Source organism: Mesorhizobium sp. M1066 (genome assembly GCF_040318635.1).
GTDB lineage: Bacteria > Pseudomonadota > Alphaproteobacteria > Rhizobiales > Rhizobiaceae > Mesorhizobium.
The window spans coordinates 33,995-53,367 of the sequence record NZ_JAMYMR010000038.1 but is presented as its reverse complement, the minus strand read 5'-3'; the positions used below and the strand labels follow the sequence as shown (position 1 = coordinate 53,367).

General features: G+C 58.8%; 22 protein-coding genes and 1 pseudogene. 8 read left to right on the top strand and 15 right to left on the bottom strand.

Going from position 1 to position 19,373, the window contains the following annotated elements; genetic code table 11:
• The 4 genes from NKH52_RS29480 to NKH52_RS29465 all read right to left on the bottom strand — a co-directional run.
• On the bottom strand, nucleotides 1-387 hold a 387-nt coding region (locus tag NKH52_RS29480; protein WP_352657397.1), incomplete at its 3' end, for a hypothetical protein.
• 225 nt (nucleotides 388-612) lie between these two features.
• Complete coding sequence (gene sctE / locus NKH52_RS29475) at nucleotides 613-1,626, bottom strand: type III secretion system translocon subunit SseC family protein (protein ID WP_352657400.1); 1,014 nt, start codon at nucleotides 1,624-1,626, stop codon at nucleotides 613-615.
• A complete protein-coding gene (locus NKH52_RS29470; protein ID WP_352657403.1) occupies nucleotides 1,619-2,152 on the bottom strand; it encodes a SycD/LcrH family type III secretion system chaperone in 534 nt (177 codons plus the stop codon). Before NKH52_RS29470 ends, sctE begins: the two co-directional genes overlap by 8 nt.
• Before the next feature lie 7 nt (nucleotides 2,153-2,159).
• Nucleotides 2,160-2,432: a hypothetical protein gene (locus NKH52_RS29465; protein ID WP_352657405.1), complete on the bottom strand. Its 273-nt coding sequence runs from the start codon at nucleotides 2,430-2,432 to the stop codon at nucleotides 2,160-2,162.
• An 842-nt stretch (nucleotides 2,433-3,274) separates the two neighbouring features.
• Here NKH52_RS29465 and NKH52_RS29460 point away from each other — a divergent pair.
• From NKH52_RS29460 to NKH52_RS29425, 8 genes are all read left to right on the top strand, one after another.
• Entirely contained in the window at nucleotides 3,275-3,592 is a 318-nt protein-coding gene (locus NKH52_RS29460) for a hypothetical protein (RefSeq protein ID WP_352663182.1), read from the top strand.
• On the top strand, nucleotides 3,589-3,993 hold the full coding sequence (locus NKH52_RS29455; RefSeq protein ID WP_352657410.1) for an EscF/YscF/HrpA family type III secretion system needle major subunit: 405 nt from the start codon (nucleotides 3,589-3,591) through the stop codon (nucleotides 3,991-3,993). The genes NKH52_RS29460 and NKH52_RS29455 overlap by 4 nt, the downstream gene beginning before the upstream one ends.
• Before the next feature lie 19 nt (nucleotides 3,994-4,012).
• The gene (sctJ, locus tag NKH52_RS29450) at nucleotides 4,013-4,777 is read left to right on the top strand and encodes a type III secretion system inner membrane ring lipoprotein SctJ (protein WP_352657413.1); all 765 of its coding nucleotides are present in this window, start codon (nucleotides 4,013-4,015) and stop codon (nucleotides 4,775-4,777) included.
• On the top strand, nucleotides 4,774-5,499 hold the full coding sequence (locus tag NKH52_RS29445) for a hypothetical protein (protein WP_352735881.1): 726 nt from the start codon (nucleotides 4,774-4,776) through the stop codon (nucleotides 5,497-5,499). The genes sctJ and NKH52_RS29445 overlap by 4 nt, the downstream gene beginning before the upstream one ends.
• Nucleotides 5,478-6,128, top strand: coding sequence for a FliH/SctL family protein (locus NKH52_RS29440; protein ID WP_352657420.1), 651 nt, complete (start codon nucleotides 5,478-5,480; stop codon nucleotides 6,126-6,128). The genes NKH52_RS29445 and NKH52_RS29440 overlap by 22 nt, the downstream gene beginning before the upstream one ends.
• A gap of 4 nt (nucleotides 6,129-6,132) precedes the next feature.
• On the top strand, nucleotides 6,133-7,503 hold the full coding sequence (gene sctN, locus NKH52_RS29435; RefSeq protein ID WP_352657422.1) for a type III secretion system ATPase SctN: 1,371 nt from the start codon (nucleotides 6,133-6,135) through the stop codon (nucleotides 7,501-7,503).
• Nucleotides 7,500-8,003 (top strand): type III secretion system stalk subunit SctO, encoded by a 504-nt coding sequence (sctO, locus tag NKH52_RS29430; RefSeq protein WP_352657425.1) that lies wholly within the window; start codon nucleotides 7,500-7,502, stop codon nucleotides 8,001-8,003. Before sctN ends, sctO begins: the two co-directional genes overlap by 4 nt.
• A 487-nt stretch (nucleotides 8,004-8,490) precedes the next feature.
• A complete protein-coding gene (locus NKH52_RS29425; RefSeq protein WP_352657428.1) occupies nucleotides 8,491-10,185 on the top strand; it encodes a hypothetical protein in 1,695 nt (564 codons plus the stop codon).
• Between the two features lie 470 nt (nucleotides 10,186-10,655).
• On the opposite strand, the gene NKH52_RS29420 is transcribed toward NKH52_RS29425, so the two are convergent.
• The 11 genes and pseudogenes from NKH52_RS29420 to sctT form a co-directional block, all read right to left on the bottom strand.
• Nucleotides 10,656-10,808 carry a hypothetical protein gene (locus tag NKH52_RS29420; RefSeq protein ID WP_352657431.1) on the bottom strand — a complete coding sequence of 51 codons (153 nt, stop codon included), beginning with the start codon at nucleotides 10,806-10,808 and terminating at the stop codon, nucleotides 10,656-10,658.
• 387 nt (nucleotides 10,809-11,195) lie between these two features.
• Nucleotides 11,196-11,312 (bottom strand): annotated as a pseudogene (locus NKH52_RS29415) (integrase core domain-containing protein); the annotation flags it as partial.
• A 222-nt stretch (nucleotides 11,313-11,534) separates the two neighbouring features.
• Nucleotides 11,535-11,768 carry an EscF/YscF/HrpA family type III secretion system needle major subunit gene (locus NKH52_RS29410; RefSeq protein ID WP_352657434.1) on the bottom strand — a complete coding sequence of 78 codons (234 nt, stop codon included), beginning with the start codon at nucleotides 11,766-11,768 and terminating at the stop codon, nucleotides 11,535-11,537.
• Nucleotides 11,769-11,781: 13 nt separating this feature from the next.
• Nucleotides 11,782-12,024: an EscE/YscE/SsaE family type III secretion system needle protein co-chaperone gene (locus NKH52_RS29405; protein ID WP_352657436.1), complete on the bottom strand. Its 243-nt coding sequence runs from the start codon at nucleotides 12,022-12,024 to the stop codon at nucleotides 11,782-11,784.
• Nucleotides 12,021-13,376: an FHA domain-containing protein gene (locus NKH52_RS29400; protein ID WP_352657439.1), complete on the bottom strand. Its 1,356-nt coding sequence runs from the start codon at nucleotides 13,374-13,376 to the stop codon at nucleotides 12,021-12,023. Before NKH52_RS29400 ends, NKH52_RS29405 begins: the two co-directional genes overlap by 4 nt.
• Nucleotides 13,373-15,469, bottom strand: a complete 2,097-nt coding sequence (gene sctV, locus NKH52_RS29395; protein WP_352657442.1) for a type III secretion system export apparatus subunit SctV — start codon at nucleotides 15,467-15,469, stop codon at nucleotides 13,373-13,375. The genes NKH52_RS29400 and sctV overlap by 4 nt, the downstream gene beginning before the upstream one ends.
• Nucleotides 15,466-15,843, bottom strand: coding sequence for a hypothetical protein (locus NKH52_RS29390; RefSeq protein ID WP_352657445.1), 378 nt, complete (start codon nucleotides 15,841-15,843; stop codon nucleotides 15,466-15,468). The genes sctV and NKH52_RS29390 overlap by 4 nt, the downstream gene beginning before the upstream one ends.
• 5 nt (nucleotides 15,844-15,848) lie before the next feature.
• Nucleotides 15,849-16,277 (bottom strand): type III secretion apparatus assembly protein SctX, encoded by a 429-nt coding sequence (sctX, locus tag NKH52_RS29385; protein WP_352657448.1) that lies wholly within the window; start codon nucleotides 16,275-16,277, stop codon nucleotides 15,849-15,851.
• Nucleotides 16,278-16,365: 88 nt separating this feature from the next.
• Nucleotides 16,366-16,935, bottom strand: a complete 570-nt coding sequence (locus tag NKH52_RS29380; RefSeq protein ID WP_352657451.1) for a TyeA family type III secretion system gatekeeper subunit — start codon at nucleotides 16,933-16,935, stop codon at nucleotides 16,366-16,368.
• 776 nt (nucleotides 16,936-17,711) lie between these two features.
• Entirely contained in the window at nucleotides 17,712-18,491 is a 780-nt protein-coding gene (locus NKH52_RS29375; protein ID WP_352657454.1) for an EscU/YscU/HrcU family type III secretion system export apparatus switch protein, read from the bottom strand.
• Complete coding sequence (sctT, locus tag NKH52_RS29370; RefSeq protein WP_352657457.1) at nucleotides 18,488-19,369, bottom strand: type III secretion system export apparatus subunit SctT; 882 nt, start codon at nucleotides 19,367-19,369, stop codon at nucleotides 18,488-18,490. The genes NKH52_RS29375 and sctT overlap by 4 nt, the downstream gene beginning before the upstream one ends.
• Between the last annotated feature and the right edge of the window lie 4 nt (nucleotides 19,370-19,373).

Sequence of the window (19,373 nt, the reverse complement as noted above, 5' to 3'; positions counted from 1 at the left end):
GGGATCCGGCTTAGTAGCCCGCTTGGGCACCTCGGTCTGAAAACTCGTCTTGCCATTGCGCGCCTTCCAACCGCCAATCTCGGCATCGAACCGTGCCTGTGCTTTGCGCGCGCCCTGAAAGCTCAGTCCCGCACCGGCTATTGCGAAGGCGGAGGTTAGGACTGTGCCGACCAGTTGGCAAAACCCGGAAGCGCGAAGTGCCTTGGCAGCGGCGTTCTGCGCCGCGATATCGCAATCACGTGCAACCTGCCGGTCCAATCTCGCAGAATCACGGAACTGAAGATTGAGCCTGTGCAGCAACGCGCCAACTGTGTATATGTCAATTGAGGCGAGCCGTGTTCCCAAAGTTTCGGCAGCCGCGGTTTGAACGTCGATGCCTGCGAGCATTGGCGGACCTGCCCACGCCAACTTGCAGGAATCGGCAAGCGTTGACGCAACTTCGCCGTTCCTAGTACCCAAGCCACTAGAGGTCGCGGACATGACCAATAAGGGTCGATGTTCCTGCGAAGCGCCGTCCGGCGATAGATGACCGCCGATTCGGTTTGTCTGTATGACGGTGTGTAGCATGTATATCCTCCTGGCGTTGGGCAGGGATTTGACAGCTATGGCTCGTCAGCCGATGTGCCGTATGGCAGTTGAGGCGGATCGACTCTGCTCCTCGATCGCATCGGCAACTCTTTGCGTCATGACCGTCATGCTGAGGACCAATTCTTGGATGCGTGCGATCTCGTCTTCTTGAGGATTCGCCAATCTGGCGAGGAATTTCCTGATATCCAACGTCTCTGCCTGGGCGTCCGTCGCCTGCTTCTGCAGGACTCCGCTCGCGCCGCCTGCGAACGCCTCGGCTACCGAAGCAATGACTTCGCCCGTTCGGGCCGCTGTCGCAACGTGCTGACCGGCCATGGCAATCTTCGCTAGCTTGTCGGCCTGGCTTGTGATCTTCGCGGCAATGCTCGCGGCCCCGTTTACCCCACCGCGGAAACCGGCACCCATGGTGGCCACCGAACAAGTGACGACGATGAAAACCGTGATGATAGTGGCCCAAAGCTCGGCCTGGTGCTGTGCCATCCCTTGATCTTTGATGAGGCTTTTCGCAATGGCCTGCATCATCTTGTCCATGACGCCCGTCTCGGTCAGGATCCCCACGGCGAGTGCAACTGCCGCGGCCGAAGCGGCGAGAAGCCCGCCCGTGACTACGGCTGCTACCCCGGTGAACGCGACCGCAATCCACCCAAATATCCTCATGGCCAGCGAACTCTTTTTCGCTTTTCTCACCTTCTCCGCCGCCTCGGAAATCTTTCGGGCAATTTTCTCGTTCTCCTGCTTCTGCAGTTCACCCCAGTGCCGTACATCCTCCGTACCCGCGGCAGCCTGGGCGTTGGCCATCTTTATCTTGAGCGCTAGAAATTTCTCGACGAGTTGGATCTTATCGAAGGCCCGTGGCGGGGGTAGCGTTGGCACCCTGTCCGGCGACACAGCGCCGTCAGAGACTGGTGGTAGCGAAAGTTCAGCGCCCGATTTGCTAAAACCAGCGACAAGATTGCTGGTGAGCGCGTCGACCTCAGTTAGCACCCCGGCTTTTAGTCCCAGTCCTCCGATCGCTTCTGTAACGTTGACGTTACGCATCGCAGTCTCCTTTACAATCAGCTTCAGGGTTGAGCCGACGCAGCATCAGCGACGCCCGCTGAGCCAAATCCTTATGCTCAGGTTTGCCGCAGCTAAGCGCCAATACACTCTCAAGCGCGCTCACAGCTGCCGCCGGCTGATCTAGCTTGATAAGACATTTGGCAGCGCGAAACGGGATCTGCGGATCCTCGTCATTCAGCAGCGCAGCCATTCCATAGGCACGCACGGCATTTGCTGAATCGCCCAACATCTGACTAGCAGCACCGAATCCGAACCAAAATCTCGGGTCGATGTACCGATGCATGCATAGAAACCGAAAGAAGTTCAGCGCGTCGAAGTATTTACCGGCAGAATAGAAACGATGGCCGAGCGCGTAGACTGCCTCGAGCTCGTCATCCGTCATCCCAATAACAGCCGCCAAATCCGTTCGTCCTGCGATCAGCTCTTCCGTAATCCGCGCCAGCCCTGCAGCCTCAACAGCGCCCGCTTCTCCATCACCCGTTAGCCGCTCCTCTACCTTCTGCATCGTCGCCTCAGACCATCTGCCGTATCAGCTTGACGCCCGACCCACGTACCGGTCGCTGATCGGACGTGAGCGCCGCCTGCCGTTCACATGTGTAAGCTTGCCGAAAGTTCTCGTCTCGAGTTCCAACGAATGCGGAGTCGATACCGCCGCTGATGGCATAATCGCCTAAGAGCTCAGCTTGCCTGGCGAGCTGTTCGCGATTTTCTTTCAAGGAGCTCTCCACCTGGGCGATCGTTTGCCGCGCGGTTTCCATCGTCTCATCGAGATCTTTGCTACCCATTCGTTCCCCCGTGGAATTGCAGGCGTTGCGCCTCGCGGGCAAAGTTTTGACCTCTGGAGAGCAGCAACTGCCTGATGGTCGATGCCCACGGCACATTCCATCCCTCAAGGACTGTGCTAGCACCGTCGTCGGTGAGCTCAACGCGCTTCACACCTACGACGAGGCAGACGAATGATCTGAATCCTTCAGCCACTGACACGACACGGTCTACCGATGTGTGCGTCACGCGGGCATTCCGTTTGCCTCAAGGCGAGAGCTTTACCCGCAACGGCTTGATGCTCGCGTTCCATGCTGATGCACTCCTAATAAAGCCAGTCATACTGTCGATATCCTTATTTAGATCAGACCCGTAATATTGTTTCGATATGTGCTCATAATCAGGCGTAATGGCATCGAACATCAGCCCGATCAGGAATGACAAACATGCTCTCGCTTACGCCCTCATATGCGGCGAGTATGGATGCATATCGTCTTTGTATTTGTGCCTGGCGCGATATCGAACAACACTGGCGGCGAGCTCTTCCGCCTTGATGCGTACTTGTTAGCAAAATCCTTTGTCGAAGTGGCTGCCGCGCATGGATTAGCCGTCCCGGATGCAAGTTAACAAACCAATGCCTGCCGGCGCGGAGCGATTTGAACAAGCTGGGGGCATGTTAGAATCGGTCCGCAGCTCGATCGCATGGTTTGCCGGAAAATGACGCGCAAATCGCCCAGAGAAAGGGAACTCGATAACGATGTCTCCTTCATGTACATCCGGCTCATCCGGGAGTCGAACTGAGATCGGGCTCGGCTTTCGGCGGCATCTTGCCGAGGCGGCATTCCTGGCTTGCGTTTCGAATGACGTGATTCGGGCCAGACGTATTGCGAAAGGACTTCACGCCATTGCGCCGGGCGGTAGGGAGTCTGTCATCGCCTACGCCGTGGCGGATTTGACGGTTGGAGATATCGAGGCAGCGCTGGAAAAGCTGCGTCCGCTTTCGGATATCAATGACGCGTATGGGATGGCATTCAAGGCCCTGGCTCTCCATCTGGCCGGACGACTCAGCCAGCGTGATGCCGTGCTCAAGCAGGTTCCGGGTGGAGATCCCGACGTCGATGGACTCGTCATAACGCTTGGCAAGAGTTCGGTCGCACATCCGGCAGAGAGGGACATCTGGTGAGCGTGAACAGCATTAGTCCAGGGGCTCTGAAGTCTGTTTTGCCAACGGAGAGTGCATTCGTTTCGAAAATTTCGGCTGAATCGATTGACCCCGTTCGTGCCGCATCCGTTCGGCCCGAGTTGTCGCTACAACACGACAGGTCAGCGACCGAGGTGGCGCGCGGATCTGGGGTCGCCCGGACACCGGGAGACGCCATCCTCAGCAGCATGGAAAAGCTGAGCGCCAGCTTTACCCAAGCCATAGAAGCCACTTCGGTGAACATGAACCCGGGAGAAATCCACTCGGCTGATTGGCTGAGCGCACAGCTCACGATATCAGCTTTTTCCCTACAGTGCGACATGCTGGCCAAGGTGGTCGGCAAGGCCACACAAAGCCTTGAGACTTTCCTGAAAAACCAATGATCTACGCTGGTGCGCGGGTGTGACCTTTGTATTGAAGCAGCTGGCGATAATTCTATTAATGTTCACGATGGTGAGCTGCGGATCAAAGCTCGAGCTCTACCGCAATCTTCCGGCGCACGAAGCGAACGAAATGCTCGCACTGCTTATGGATCAAGGCATCTATGCCGAAAAAACGACGGACAGCGGCGGCACTGCCTCGTTGGCAGTAGATACTAAGGATGTCCCCCCTGCCATGGAAGTGTTGAACGGCGCCGGACTGCCTCACGACGTCTATGCCGATATGGGCAGTCTTTTCAAGAAAGAAGGTATGATCTCATCGCCGACAGAGGAGCGTGTGCGCTATATTTATGGCATCACACAGGAGTTGTCGCGGACCCTGACCAGCATCGATGGCGTGCTCAATGCCCGGGTCCATGTGGTGTTGCCGCAAGAGATGAGCGACGATCGAAACCCGCCCTTCCCCTCGAGCGCTGCTGTGCTTGTCCGTTACGCACCCAGCACCACCGTCGATCAGATAGTACCGAAAATCAAGGAGCTCGTCGCAAACAGCTTGGAGGGCCTGTCCTATGAAAGGGTTTCCGTCATCCTGCTAGCGGCGAGCCAGGATAATGCTTTACTGCGTTCGGTCGATAGATCGGCCGTCCTCACGACACAGGACAAGGGCGCACGCTATCTACTGGTCGGGCTCGTGTGCGGCACAGCGGCATCGCTTATCGGCAATGGTGTCCTCGCGTTCCTGCTATGGCGTCGCTTCCGCCAGACATCCGCCATAGCGTCTCAATGAGATCAAGCGGATCGAACAATTCAACGGTGATCGCCGGGACATCCGCCGCGATGTCGGATGAATGGCTTGATGCACCGTGGGCGAAGGCGGTGATGTGCTGCATTGCCGATCCTGCCGCTGATCTCGATTTCATAATGGCGCATGGTTGGCCAGAATGGATGCCGCTGGATATCGCTCTGGCGCAACCATTCACTCGTATTAAGCTTGGGCGCTGGCTGCTTCGTGGCCAAAGTGACCAACCGTCAGCCATCATTTCCGCTTGCGCCGCGCGACGAAGTCGGCTCGCGTTCCTCCCGGGACAGGACGCGGTGCGCCTCATGCGGCTAGCTGGCGCCTGGGTGGGTGCATCCGGCCTGACAGGACTTATTCGCACGAGCGATATCGCGGCGGTTCGCGCGGCGCTTGGAGAAGAAGCCGTCGCATTCGCTCCGCAGGCCGCACTCCTGCCGCGGCCGACTGCCGAACTGATGTCGGCGATCGGTGCTTGTGACATTCCGTCCGCGCCCAGTGCATTGCTCCACTGCGGCGCGGCGATCTTCGGTCTTGCGATTGGCGGCATTCCGCAAATGCTGCGGACTCGGCTAGGCTTGCGCCGTCCCGCGCCACTCTGGGCGGCGGCGGTGGATGCCTGTCGTGACGACAATGCTGGCGAAGACGCATTTAATGCGATGCGGCGCCTGGTCCGTAAGAGAATACCCAAATGGTCGCATTGGTTCAGCTGACACCTGCATCGGCCGGGATACTCGGCCCTGGGCGAATCTTGCCGGCTGGGAGCGCACAGGCGCTGGTGGACGCCGAGCAACTGCTTATGCAGGCACGGCGCGAAGCCGATGCGCTCATCGAGGCGGCGCGTGTATCGGCCCGGGTGATCGAGGCGAACGCCAAAGAAGCCGGCTTGGCTGCGGCACAAGCGGCAATCGAGGCCCGCCTGACCGCGATCGCTACGGATTCTCTGCGGGTTATGGCGCAAAATGAAGAGCAGATCGTCAACATGGGCTTGCAGATCGCACGGCGGATCATCGAAACTGTGGAGCCAGTGGAGGCGGCGGTGCAGATTGCTTTGCGCGGTCTGAAATTCGCGGGGCACAAATCCCTCGTCCGGCTACGCGTGGCACCGTCGCTCCTCGAGGCGGTCCGCAGCCGATTAGACGAGATCCTCCCGACGCTGGCATCGCGCGCCGTCGACCTAGTTGCGGACGCGCGCGTAAATGATGCCGGATGCATCATCGAGACCGATGCCGGACTGGTCGAAGCCACCATCGAGAGCCAGCTTGCGGCAATCGAAAGCTGCCTACGCAGCAGCCTAGAAACCTCTGCAAACTCCAAGCATAATAATGTCTCAACAGCGTAAATCGATGCCCGAGCCAGCCGAGCCGGCGAACGCAGCCATTCCCCCTGAGCAGGAGGACATCGATCGTTTTTTCCAGCTCGCAAGATCAGCAATTGCGCAGGCGTCGACAATGCACGTCCGCGGCCGGGTCCTTCAGATTCTTGGAACGGTCATCCGTGCCACGGCGCCGGGCGCCCGCATTGGCGACCTTTGCACTCTCCGCAATCCGGAGAACGGCTTGCAATTGTCGGCGGAGGTCGTTGGCGTTCAGTGCGACGTCGCCATTCTGACACCGCTTGGGGAAATGCAGGGCCTCTCCACGCTCACTGAAGTGGTCCCAACGGGAAAGCCCCTCATGGTACCCACCGGCTGGAATCTGCTGGGCCGCGTCCTCGACGGTTTCGGCCGACCTCTCGACGAATCCACTAATGGGCCGCTGCTTCCGGAAGCCCGCGTGCCTGTCTACAGGGACGCACCGGACCCCTTATCCCGGCCTATCATCGACAACGTCCTTCCTGTCGGCATACGGGCCATCGATGGTCTTCTAACCTGCGGCGAGGGGCAGCGCACGGGCATCTTTGCCGCTGCGGGCGGAGGCAAGAGTACACTGATGTCGATGCTGGTGCGTGGCGCAGCGGTCGACGTGGCTGTGATAGCGCTGATCGGCGAGCGAGGCCGGGAGGTGCAGGAGTTGATCGAACACAATCTCGGCGCAGAAGCGCTATCGAGAGTGGTTATTGTCGTTGCTACTTCCGACCGCTCCGCAGCGGAACGGGCCAAAGCGGCCTATGTCGCGACGGCCATCGCCGAATGGTACCGCGACCAAGGACAGCGTGTGTTGCTTCTCATGGATTCGGTAACCCGTTTCGCGCGTGCGCTGAGGGAGATTGGTCTCGCGGCCGGTGAGCCGCCGACACGGCGTGGTTTTCCGCCGTCGGTTTTCGCTGCACTGCCGAGGCTTTTCGAACGCGCGGGGAACAATCACCGCGGATCCATAACGGCCTTCTACACTGTGCTTGTGGAGGGCGATGATATGGCCGAACCGGTGGCTGATGAAACCCGATCCATCCTTGATGGTCACATTGTGCTCTCACGCGCCTTGGCAATGTCGAACCACTATCCCGCTATCGACATTCTGGCGAGTATCAGCCGTGTCATGAGCGCAATCGTGTCGTCCGATCATGAATGGTTGGCGGGCAGCCTGCGGCAGCTGATGGCAAAATACGACGAGGTGGAACTGTTGGTGCGTGTCGGCGAGTATAAGGAGGGAGCAGATCCACTCGCTGATGCAGCGATCGCTAAAATAGACCAGATACGAAGCTTCTTGCGACAGTCGACAAAAGAGCAGATCGGCTTCGACGCAATGGTCGATGCGCTCGCCGCCTGCTTGGCGTGATTCCTAAAGCCGTACATCGCATTCTCGAACTCAAGCAACTGCGGCGCCGCCGCGCTGAAGATGCGTTGCGCCTGCGGCACACGGCTCTCGACAATGCTGTCGCGGCAATCGAAACCGCTTCGATAGATCTTCGCAGATGGCAGGAAGACCGACCCCGTCGCGAAGCCGCGCTATACGATCCGTTAATCGGGAAAGCCGCCGCTCTCATTGATCTTGACGAGGTGAATGCGCAGGTCGTCTCGCTGCGCCAACACGAACAGCTGCTCCAAAAGCGCCTCGATGCGACCAGAGCTGAGGCCGACCGCAGTCGGCAGGCGCGTGAGGAGGCGCACAGCGTGGCACGTGAGGCGTGGCGCGAGGTTAGCAAATTCGAGGATTTCGTTCGCCGCTTGCGCACCAACGCCAACCTGGAGGAAGAACGCTCAGCGGATCTGGAATTGGAAGATTTCGCTCAGCGGCGGAACAGTTTGGGTAGTAAGCAAGACATAATCTGTCGGTGAAACTGCATCGAATGTGGAGCGTCCGTCCGTTGCCAGCGATGCGGGGACCACGGCGATTAGTGGTCTTGAAAGGCTGAGGGCTCTGGCGAAGCGCTCAGATCAATGTTGACCTTTTGAAGGGGCACGTGTTTTGCGTGGAACCACAGGAGCGCCCCGATGGGCCATGATGCTGAACATTGCGCAGGTACGCACTGCTGTTGACCCGGAATTTCCAAAGGCAGGTTGTTTCTGGCGCTTTGAAATTCGCCACCATTGGTTCCGGCCGATATTGGGCAATCATTGGGGGGCCACCTGGAACTGGCGGTTTCATCCGGTCTTCTTCGACAGGGCAGCTCATGGTCGACGATGGAAAGGATCTTGTCCGATCGAGTAATTCGCGGACTCAACCTGGTCAAGCCAGCGACGTTCTAGGAACTGCCCGATCCTTGATTGCTTCCGCTGTGCGACAATCACGATGATCTAAAGATGTATCCATAGGAGGTGAATTATGAGGGGCATTGAGGAGGGTGGCAAGGCGCCCATCTCGGCATTCAACGCCATCGAGCGTGATATCACGGACGATTCTCTCATCGGACCGGCGGCTGGCGTTGAAGGACCCGGTGAATCATCCTGTTCTGTGGTGGAGCAGACGCGCTCTGAGCCTCAAGATCAAGCGTTTTCTCCTGTAAGCAGCCAGCATACCAGCAGTATCGATGATCTGCCGCTGGATATGCTCGGTGAGGTTGCTCAGCGGCTCAGCCTGATCGATCTGCTGGGCATGTCACAAACAGATCAACAGCTGCGTGTCGCCGCCATGGCAATCGCGACGCCTGAAGAAAGGATCCGGGTTCAGGCCATCTGGAACAGGCTGACGCAACTCCAACCCGGCCCGCAGCCGCTGATGTATCCCGGCGTGATGCAATCACTCGCGCGCAACTTCGATTGCCTCACCAGAGTGCAGCAGGAGCACATCGTCGCGCTAGTCGAGGGGCTTGAGGACTACGACGACCGCAACTCGATCCTCGACGATATCGGACCGGGCTTGGTAGAACTCGCGCCCGACCTCCAGCAGCGCCTCGTGGCGCTTGCCGAGGGACTTCACCAGTCCTGGGAACGTGGCTCGGCCCTGCGAGGCCTCGGGACAGGCGTGGGAAGGCTTGCGCCCGAGCTGCAGCAGCGTCTGGTCGCCCTCGCCGAGGGACTTGACCACCCCTTACATCACTCCTCGGCTCTGTACGGCCTCGGAGTGGGTGTCGCGGGGCTTGCCCCCGAGCTCCAGCAGCGTCTCGTCGTCCTCGTAGAGGCACTTGACGACCCGGAAGATCGCGCGGAGGGCCTATTGGGCTTCGGCCCGGGCTTGGCAGCGCTTGTACCCGCGCTCCAGCAGCGTCTCATCGTCCTGGCCGAGGGACTTGGCGACCCTGAGCTACGCGCCGTGACCCTGGAGGGCCTCGGAGCAGGTGCGGCTGGGCTGGTCCCGGCGCTCCAGCAGCGTCTCGTCGTCCTCGCCGAGGGGCTCAATCAGCCCGACGATCGCGCCTTGGCCCTGCAGGGACTAGCAGCGAACATGGCAGCGCTTGCTCCCGCCCTCCAGCAGCGTCTTGTCGCCCTCGCCGAAGGCCTTGACGTCTCCGAGAATCGCGGCCCGGCCCTGGGGGTCCTCGGTGCAAGCGTGGCAAAGCTTGCACCCGAGCTCCAGCGGCGTCTCGTCGTCCTCGCCGAGGGGCTCGACCCGCCCGCCGATTGCGCCTCTGCCCTGGAGGGCCTCGGAGCGGGTATGGCAGGGCTTGCCCCCGAGCTCCAGCAGCGTGTCCTCGTCCTCGCCGAGGGGCTCGGTCATCCCGAGAATCGCGGCACGGCCCTGAGAGGCCTCGGAGCGGGCATGGCAGGGCTCGCCCCAGAGCTCCAGCGGCGTATCGTCGTCCTCGCCGAGGGGCTCGACCAGTCCGCAGCCCGCATCTCAGCGCTGTGGGGCTTCGGTCCGGGCATGGCAGGGCTTGCCCCAGAGCTCCAGCAGCGTATCGTCGTCCTCGCCGAGGGGCTCGACCAGCCCATAGATCGCGTCTCGGCTGTCCAAGCTCTCGGAGCAGGTGTGGCGGGGCTTGCGCCCGAGCTACAACAGCGCATCACTGCCATTGTGGACGGACTTGACCAGCCGGCGGATATAGCTGCCGCCTGGGCAGCACTATTGCCGGGTCGGTGATAAATCCTGGTGTAGCCCGAGAACATGGAGTTTAGCCTGTCCACTAGCTATAGCTAGACAGCGAGAATTTCGAACTGCTGAACAACCCAAGGCCTGGATAGTGGGTGTACCCCGCCTGTCGCTTGCGCATCATGTGGATCATCTTGATGTCCGCCAGTGTCGATCCGCTGATGCAGGACGTCGCCAATGGCGCTCGAAAGACACGCGAGCGGAGACACCGCAGGTCATCCTTTTCGTGTTCGGTTTCTAGGCCGAGCAGAAGGGGTCCGCAGACCGGCGGGCCCCCCAAGCTGCGCTAGCAAAAGCCTCTCAGAGGCGCGTCTGCACGCGGTTGGTTCCGGAACGAAGACGGCTTGGAGCCGTGCATCGGATCTGACGTCGGAGATTCCGAGGCAGCAGTCCGAAGAGCGGCCTCCGGATTCAACTCTTGAGCCTGGCGATGGCAGCACCAAAGCGCAGGTAACAGGCCTTCAAGCGCCGGGCAGCGTGCCCTTCACCGACGTCGCGAAGAGATCGAGCAGGATGGCCAGCGCCACGCATGCGGTCAGGATGATGCCCGCCATCAAGATGCGGTTAGCGCGTTCGTAGATGGGTCCGCGCAGCGAACTCATGTCGAGCAACATCGAAAGCCCCCGCATCTGCAACGCGAACCGAACAGGATCGGCACAACGGCAACCAAGTCGTAAAATCCCCATGCATGGGGTTGGCAGCCCAATGCATGACGACGCCGAGTGAAAAGGCAAGCAAGATTCCCACGACGGTGATTGTACCGTTGCGGAAAATCATCTCGATAAAATCTTCCTTCGGATCGTCCTCGTCGAAGCGCTCTCCCCCTCCACCAGCCGTAGCAGTTCTTTGCGCGCTTGAGACAAATGCCATCGGTAGCACCGCCATTAAAAATCGCGATGCTCACCTTTCTTCGCCGTTTGGAAATGCCCAGAAAAACGCGCCTTGCCGCCGGACGTGCCACGGAAGTTTCTTCCAGTGGCGATTAGAGCCTTGGCTCCGCGCCACCAATGGGCGTTCAGGCACCCCTCCCTGAAGCGGCCGTTGAACGCTTCGATGTAGGCGTTGCCGGTGGGCTTTCCCGGTCTGCTGACGTCGAGCGTCACGCATTTCGCGTAGGCCTCAGGTCAAGGCCGCGGGCGCGGCCGGAGTGTCGTATCCGCCTGCATTTGCTGCCCGCGATTGACGCGTTGTGAAAGCGCATGCACGAGCACGTCACCGCAATCGCTCCCGACCCTCGCTGAGGCAATCCTGCGCTCCATGCATACGGGTGCAACAAACGCGCTGCCAAAACAGCATGCCGGCTCGCATCAGAATGAACTGCTGGAATCTAGCAAAAATGTTCAGCTGATTTTCTGGGACACCCCCTTCAGGGCGTCATAAAGCAACTTTATCATGCCGGACTCCAAATTGAGGCTGAGGCTCCATTGCTGACTGATAGATTGAAGCTTAATAAGATCGGACGCGTTGTTGGGGTCCATGGAATTCGCGAAGCTGTTAAGATTCCTTTCTGCTGCAGCAGTGGCGCTTCCAAGGCTTCTGCTTAGATTAGGGTTGTGGCCATGAATGATTTCCATCTCTATCTCCAAGTTAGCGACATTTGTGTACCGGGAAAGCTTCCCATGTCGCGTTGATCACCTCTTTCGCCGCATCTATCGCGTCCACAATGGCTGCCAAGACTTCGAATTCCTGCATTAAAACGCCACCATCCATTTCACGCTTCAACGACTGCCGGCAGGTATCGAATTCCCTCTCCAGGGCAGATCTCCTTGCACCGTCGAAATCACTTAGCAGCTGCCTTTGCAGCTCAAACTGGGCCATGATTTCGCTCACCCTTTCTCCTCCGCTATCCAACTCGGCGTGCTCTGATAAGGAACATGCACCTCATCCGCGCCGAGGCGCACAAAAACTCCGTCTCGATTGATGGCAACGATCTGGCCCAAGGTCTCGAGACTGTCGCCCACCTTCAGGCGCATTCCATTCTCAAGGACGATGAACGGGATTCGGCCGAGGTGTACACCTCTCAGCGTCGGCAATATGACCGGTGTGAACTGCGTCTGAAGCTGGATGTAGGGCGCGAACTTCTGCTGAAAGCGGGAAGCGACGTTCTCCCACGCTTCAAAAGCAATCGCAGTCAGAGCGCCCGAAACGAGCAGGCCATCTGACGTCGTCAAGATGTGAGTGGAGCGACGGAGTTGGGCCGTCATCGCCGTCTCTAGAAAAGCGCGAGCGCATTCGGGTGTCACGATGGCGTTTTCAACTTCGCTTAGGCCTGGAATATCCTGCCGCAGGCGATGAAGCGCCGCCTCGACCTTCGCATCGCTGGGTCCATATCCTGTGATCGTGATGTGCCCGGTGCCGGTCACCCGAACGCCACCTTCGATCCCGAAGCCGCGTATGACCGTCGTTACGAGATCGATGAGCTGCGAATCCGACACAGTGGCCGGTCGTTTCGATAACACTTCCGCTTCAACGCCGGCGTTGCTCAGGGCGGCCCTCAGCTTAGCATCGTCTCCAGGTCGTAGGTCTCCTGCGGTGTTGACGTTGCGCGCGACGTCTAATTCGGGACTGATATCCGGCGCTGTCCTCATCGCGTCAGCGTCTGCAGCCGCTTTCAAGGCGGAGGGGGGACCTCGTCCTATTGCCGTCCAAACCCCAACGACCGGCGGAATCAGGAGAGCGCAAGCCACCGCGCCGAGCCGTAGTCGCCGCGTCCCCGAGCCCCTCATGAGATGTATCTGCCGGCCGTGCAGAGCCGCCGACGCCAGTTCGGGGCGGGCGGAACGATGCGTCGACCCAACAGGCTCCCTGCTTCGCACCAAGGGGTCGATCGCGGCAAAGCTGCTCCGGGCCCGGCCGATCGCAAAGATCGTCCGACCAACCTGCACTGGCGTCAGCGGTTCGAGCACTGTCCAGTCGTCTATTGGGAGATCCTTGGCGCCGATGCGTACGCCCGGTGCGAGGGCAATAATATCGATGCGTCCCGCCTCGATGCCAATGCGAAGATGTGTGGCGGCCAGCTCTGGGTCGGCGAAGGTGAGGTCATCGGTATCACTTGCACCGATCGACCAGACTCCCTCCTCCAGTGACGTCTCTGCATCCCGGTTGGGACCGGACAGCACGCGCAAGATCAGCTTGGCATCATCGCCAGTGCCAGTAACGCTTTCCACATTCGGCTCACTCACGGCAGCGATATCCTTGCCAGCGGCTGTACCGAGATGTCGGGAGTAAGCTCCTGATAGGAGAGCACGGGTAGCGCACGAAGATCGACTTCGATGATCTTGCGCAAGTATCGCCGGATATCGATTGTAGTCAGCAGAACGGGCTGGTGTGACTGCTGGCCAACATTGCCCACCGCCTCCCGCACCTTATCAATGATTTGCCGTGTTGTGCCAGGGTCGAGGGCGAGATAACTGCCAGCGGACGTCTGCCGAATGGCATTACGCACCGTGTCTTCCACCTCCGGCGAAAGAATGTAAGCTGGCAACAGGTTCCTGCCGACCGAATGCCGGAAACAGATTTGCCTTTTCAGTGCACAGCGCACATGCTCAGTGAGCAGAACGGTGTCTTTTTCCTTCTGTCCCCATTCGACCAGTGCGGTGGCGATAGTGCGCATGTTGCGCAGCGAGACCTCCTCGGACACCAGTCGCTTCAAGATCTCAGAAATCGTCTGCAGGGGAACTGTCCGCAGCACCTCTTTTGCGAGTTCCGGGAAAGATGCCTCAACGTTGTTCAGCAGAATTTTCGTTTCCTGGATTCCGATAAACTCGTCCGCTTGCCGGCGCAGGACATAACCAATGTGGTAGCTGATTATCTGAACCGGTTCCAAAAATGGGATACCGGCGGCTTGCAACGACTGGCGATGTGCGACGTCGACCCAGGTGGCCTCGATTTGAGGCAGGGAGGGCTTACCGGGAAGATACGGAATATCCACCATGTCGAGGTTCTCGGGGAGATCACGAGCCAGCAGGTGCTGCGCTGGTAAGGATCCTTCACCACATGGAATCTCGTTGACCATGATAGTGTACGTGCCATCTTTGTTGTTGTCGTTGACACGCAGATTAAAGGCGGGAAAGGGAACACCGAGATCGAGAAGGAGCGCATGTCGCACAGCGGCCAACTCCTTGTTCAGCGAGTCCGGCCGGATGATGCTCTGAACGTCACGACTAATGTCGACCATCACCGGGATCGTGAGCGTGATGGCATCGCCGCCTCCGCCGCTAGGTTCAGCCGGCCCGTCCGACGCCGTCTCAAGCGCTCTCATGCCGCCGACCGAGTAGGAACTCACCGACGGCGCAGAAGGCGCACGACTGCGCTGCAACAACCAGCCGCCGCCTCCACACAATACTGCCAAGATGACGAAAATCATCGAAGGAAAACCAGGTACCAGCGAGAACAGGAGTAGGCTAAAGGATCCTACGATCAGCGCACGCGGCTGGGCAGTTACCTCATCTCCAATTTCGGTGCCGAGATCTGAGCCCTTGTCCTTGCCGCCTACCCTCGTGACGATGAAGCCTGCCGAGATTGAGGTGAAGAGAGCCGGGATCTGACTGACAAGGCCATCCCCGATGGTCAGGATCGTGTAAATCTCAAGGGCTTTGTGCAAGCCCATGCCCTTTTGCAGTGTACCGATTGCGAGGCCGCCCAAGATGTTGACGACGATGCTGATCAAGCCTGCGATTGCGTCGCCTTTGACGAACTTCATGGCACCGTCCATGGCCGCATACAACTGGCTTTCGCGCTCGACGGCGGTGCGGCGTCGACGTGCTTCTTGGATATCGATACCGCCCGCTCGCAGATCGCCGTCAATGCTCATTTGCTTGCCCGGCATCGCATCGAGCGAAAAGCGTGCAGCGACTTCAGCCACGCGCTCGGACCCTTTCGTGATGACCACGAACTGCACGATTGTGATGATCAAGAAGGTAACCGCACCCACCACGAGATTCCCAGCCACTACGAAATCGCCGAAAGTCTTGATGATCCGGCCGGCCTCCGTGTGCAGTAAGATCATGCGTGTCGCAGCGATGCCGAGCGACAACCGAAAGAGCGTTGTCAGCAAAAGCACCGACGGAAATGAGACGAACGCGAGGGGTGACTTGATATAGACTGCGACCATCAGCAGGAGCGCGGAGATTCCAAGGTTGACAGCCTGCAGCACATCCATCAGAACCGGCGGCAGCGGAATAATCATCATGAAGATGATCCCAATTAACAGCCCCGCCAGAATGATATCGTTCCGGCCAGTCGCAACAGCCAGGACTCCGTTGAGAAATTTCACACTGCCCTCCCCCACGACGCACCCGGCTCGGCCGCCTCCGTCAGCAGTATTGCGACCATTTGCTGACAGGCTCTCGCCTCGGACCTGAGGCCGAGTTTCCAACAGGCCTTGGCCCGCACCTGCATCACCCGGAATCGGTCCTTGCCATCCAGTGCATGGACAAGAAGCCGGCCCGCCTCAACAGCGGCTTCTTCGCAGTGCCCCGCTCGCAGCAACGCCAGACAGCGTGCCTGTCGTGCCCAACCCGGTCCAGAGTCAAGATGGTCGAGGGCGAGCAGAAGCTTGGCTGCATTCTGAAAGTAGCCAAACTTGAGGTAGAGATACGCAAGGGCCGATACAGCATCGCGCTTGTCGGAACTGAGGAGAGGCTTCATCAGCATTATCCTCGCATCAGAGCGCGGCAGGCGCTCTCGAAAAGAACACGGTCGGCTAGCTCCTGATCAAGTACCGAGCGCGCGTCGCGGTACACCGCGCAATCTGAGTCCTGCGCCTGTGCTGCGAGATCGCCCAGCGATGCATGTGCGGCCTTGAGGGTCGTGGCGTATGTCGGCGAGTCGAGGACTCCGGGATTTGCGATCGGGGGGGCGAAGGCTGCCATCATCAGGTCGTCGACCGTGGGGGCGTCGTATAGCAGATCGAATTGTGAAGCCGGCCGAGTATCGACCACGGGTTTGCGAACAGCTTCCAGCAGCGCCACAAGTTCGGTTTGGATCAGGCCGCCAAAGTCGAGGCGGGTTGGGCGCAGTTCCGCCGACCCACGCGCAGTCGAAGTTGAATAATTCAGGTTATCAAAGTTGATTTTATTCATGGATCACTGCGCTGTGGCATCAACAGCCTTGATGGGAACATCCGTGTTAAGACCAACCCGAGCAAAAAGCTTGAATAGGCGCCTTCGCTCATGCACTCTCTTCCTGTTCAATGCGGAGGTCCATTGCCGCCTCTACTGCCCGCAATGTCTTTTTTCGGGCTTCCATGTCGCGGTAGACCCCGACCGGAATCATCGCGAGAAGATTTCGGGATTCGCGCAGCACGGCGATGTGCAGATCCAATTGAACGGAAGAGATTCCAAACCTTTCCGGAATGGGAATGATCTTGGATGGACTAGGAACGGCATCTTCGACGAGCGGCAACAACTGCTGCATCAAGCCGGTAGCGGTGATGTCGATCATACTTCGACGCTGTATCCGATCGACCATCTTTTCGCAGAACTCATGCACGGTATCGAGCACCCGCAACGCCGACAATCCGCCGAGGATCTCACGCAGCCGGGCGGGCTCGACCGACGGACCAGCCGAAGCGATGTCTTGGCCGAGCGTACGTGTAAGAAAGGCGATATGCCGTGCAAAGCCCTCGACGCCAAACTTATTGAGGATCTCCCTATAAAGCCGAAGCGGTCCTGGGTCGCCGGAGAGCGTGGCCCGATAGAAATCATGCAGCTCTGCACCGACGCTCTGATCACCCGCCACTTGCGCTCTTCCTTTGCCTGCACAGCTTCAGTGCGCCATGAGTCCACGGGCACCGGGACAGGCTCGAATCGCCACCCGATCAGAATGGCTCGAGGGGCGATTTCGGATCATGCATCGCCCTGGCTCGGTGCGCTCGGCGACGGATCGCTTGAGCGGCTGGCCAATCCCTATCCTTCTGGATCCCAGCGGCAATTCACTGTCCCACCCATTGGGAGCAGACTTGCCATTCTTTCTGAGGGGTGCAAGGCTGCGTGGATCCACATGTCCCCATCAACTCGTTTCGGTGCTTGCTCCCATGGCAGTTACATCTGGGGAACACACCATCGAGCCGAACGGCCCGATTGGCTGGTGCGCAAGACAAACCGCCACAACAGTAGTATAATCTCATTCCATGGGCGACAAATATAAGCTCGTTATGTCTGCATATTAAACAAATATGAGCCGCCCGACGGAGCGACCAGCAGCAGCCGAAAGCTTTGTTTTCGGCACACCTTGAACAGAGATTTACGCGACCGATGGCCGGCCTTGGTTGCGCTTACCAAGCGCTCGGAGAAGACCCGCGAATTTTGCGTAAAACTGATGGAATAGACTCGTCTGGTCGTTGTCCGTCCTTTAGCAGCTGGCGCGCCATCGGAATGTTTCGCACGACCGGCACAGAGGTAGCCACAGCGCAGGCTTATGCCGCGGCGCGAGATCGGTACATTGCACCGATCAGAGGCAAGGGTGCGTGCCGCCGGTCGTAATAAAAACCACGGCAACATGCGTCGGATTGGTGATCAAGACGGCCGCCCTGCGCGCTTGGCCGAAATACCTTTTGCAAGCAACTCCACATGTAGTTGTTTGCGTTTTGCCATGGCCAAGGGATTGCCGACAGTCTCTTTGTATTCCCGCTTCACTTCATCCTTCGACATCATGTTTTTCTTGGTGAATTGCCAGCGCTCGAATGCGAAGTGTGCAATTGCCACCGTGAGAAAACTCAATGCGGTATAGATTGCGATACCGAGAAGCAGGTTACCTGTCACCGCCCTCAGGCAGGAGATTCCGCAACTCGGCGTCCAGACGAGTGCATGCATACCTTCTCGCAAAACAAGCAGCAGAACAGAGCCGAGTATCAGAATCTTTCCAATCGACTTGACCACTTCGATGAAGCTCGCCAGCGAAACGATCCTCCTGATGTTCTCACTGGGACTGAGCCTCTTCAGCGTCGGCGCGGCCGCCTTGGGCGCGAACATCGGGCCATTCTGTAGGGCGTTGGCGCCTACGCCGATCACCAGAACGATGCCGATGAAGGGCGCGAGCAAAAATTGTAGTTCGGCAACATAGGACCGCAGAAGCTTGTGAGTGACGCTCAGGAGGTCACCCTCGAGAAGCGGTATAGGCAATAGGATCATTGCCTCGAGCCGGTCTATCATGCCAGACAAGGAGGCAAAGAACAGGGTGAAGAATGCGATGGTCAGCGCCGCGGATACGACTTCATTGCTCCGAGGCACCTGTCCCTTCCTGCGCAGGGCGCGAAGCCTTTTGGGAGTAGGCTTTTCCGTCTTTTGGCCGTTCATGGCAACCATTTCGCGACGAGGTTGAATACCGCGAACTGTGATGGCACGTATTGATCCGCCTCGGCCAGAACGATTGTGAGCGAAAGGATCAAGAGCAGGAGGGCCACCGCACTCTTAACCGACATGGCGATAAAGAAGACCTGCAGTTGTGGTGCGAAGCGGCCGATCAGTGCCAGACCGATTTCGCTGAGGAACATGGCAACGATGGCTGGACCGGCGAGAAGTAAAGTCAGTAGCATGACAACATCTGCGAGATGCAGAACCCCCGTAGCAAATGCCGGACCGAATGCAGGCAGCAAGCTCCACAAAGGCCAGACGTCGTGGGAGCGATAGAGCGTATTGATCAATTCGGAGAAGCCCCCGGTGACAAACAGCGAGGTGACGAAGAGCTGCGCCAGCAGCGTTCCAAGCGGCGAGACCTGATTGCCGCTGGCCGGATTCAAGAGGCTGACCATCGCGGCGCCCCTCTGGTTGTCAACGAAGGTGCCCGCCGCCTCAACACCCCAGACAGTCGCGGCAATCGGCATACCGAGCACGATCCCGAGTAAGAGTTCCTTCAGCCCCAAGCCAAGGAACATCTGCAGATGCCAAATCTCGAGGTTCGCGGGCCTGGTTGCCCAAGCATGCGCCATCACCGGGAGGCTCAATGCCATGATTACGCCGTTCCGCGCCAGTCCGGTTACAATGCCACGCCCCAAAAAGGGTATAATCAGCATCATGCCCGCAGTACGCGTGGATGCGAGTGCAAAGACGACAACGGCAGTATACAAGAGAGACGGATCAACTGCGACATGGGGCGGATCAGATAAGTTGATCGAGAGCGACTCGCTGGAACCGCCCTCATAGTCACCGCGCGAGATAACAGACCGATTGAGCATCTCC

What these genes read in the sequence shown, in the direction of transcription:
- sctE (WP_352657400.1), bottom strand. Translation starts at nt 1,626, where the DNA reads ATGCGTAACGTCAACGTTACAGAAGCGATCGGAGGACTGGGACTAAAA.
- NKH52_RS29470 (WP_352657403.1), bottom strand. Translation starts at nt 2,152, where the DNA reads ATGCAGAAGGTAGAGGAGCGGCTAACGGGTGATGGAGAAGCGGGCGCT.
- NKH52_RS29465 (WP_352657405.1), bottom strand. Translation starts at nt 2,432, where the DNA reads ATGGGTAGCAAAGATCTCGATGAGACGATGGAAACCGCGCGGCAAACG.
- NKH52_RS29445 (WP_352735881.1), top strand. Translation starts at nt 4,774, where the DNA reads ATGAGATCAAGCGGATCGAACAATTCAACGGTGATCGCCGGGACATCC.
- NKH52_RS29440 (WP_352657420.1), top strand. Translation starts at nt 5,478, where the DNA reads ATGGTCGCATTGGTTCAGCTGACACCTGCATCGGCCGGGATACTCGGC.
- sctN (WP_352657422.1), top strand. Translation starts at nt 6,133, where the DNA reads ATGCCCGAGCCAGCCGAGCCGGCGAACGCAGCCATTCCCCCTGAGCAG.
- NKH52_RS29425 (WP_352657428.1), top strand. Translation starts at nt 8,491, where the DNA reads ATGAGGGGCATTGAGGAGGGTGGCAAGGCGCCCATCTCGGCATTCAAC.
- NKH52_RS29420 (WP_352657431.1), bottom strand. Translation starts at nt 10,808, where the DNA reads ATGTTGCTCGACATGAGTTCGCTGCGCGGACCCATCTACGAACGCGCT.
- NKH52_RS29410 (WP_352657434.1), bottom strand. Translation starts at nt 11,768, where the DNA reads ATGGAAATCATTCATGGCCACAACCCTAATCTAAGCAGAAGCCTTGGA.
- NKH52_RS29390 (WP_352657445.1), bottom strand. Translation starts at nt 15,843, where the DNA reads ATGAAGCCTCTCCTCAGTTCCGACAAGCGCGATGCTGTATCGGCCCTT.
- sctX (WP_352657448.1), bottom strand. Translation starts at nt 16,277, where the DNA reads ATGAATAAAATCAACTTTGATAACCTGAATTATTCAACTTCGACTGCG.
- NKH52_RS29375 (WP_352657454.1), bottom strand. Translation starts at nt 18,491, where the DNA reads ATGAACGGCCAAAAGACGGAAAAGCCTACTCCCAAAAGGCTTCGCGCC.
- sctT (WP_352657457.1), bottom strand. Translation starts at nt 19,369, where the DNA reads ATGCTCAATCGGTCTGTTATCTCGCGCGGTGACTATGAGGGCGGTTCC.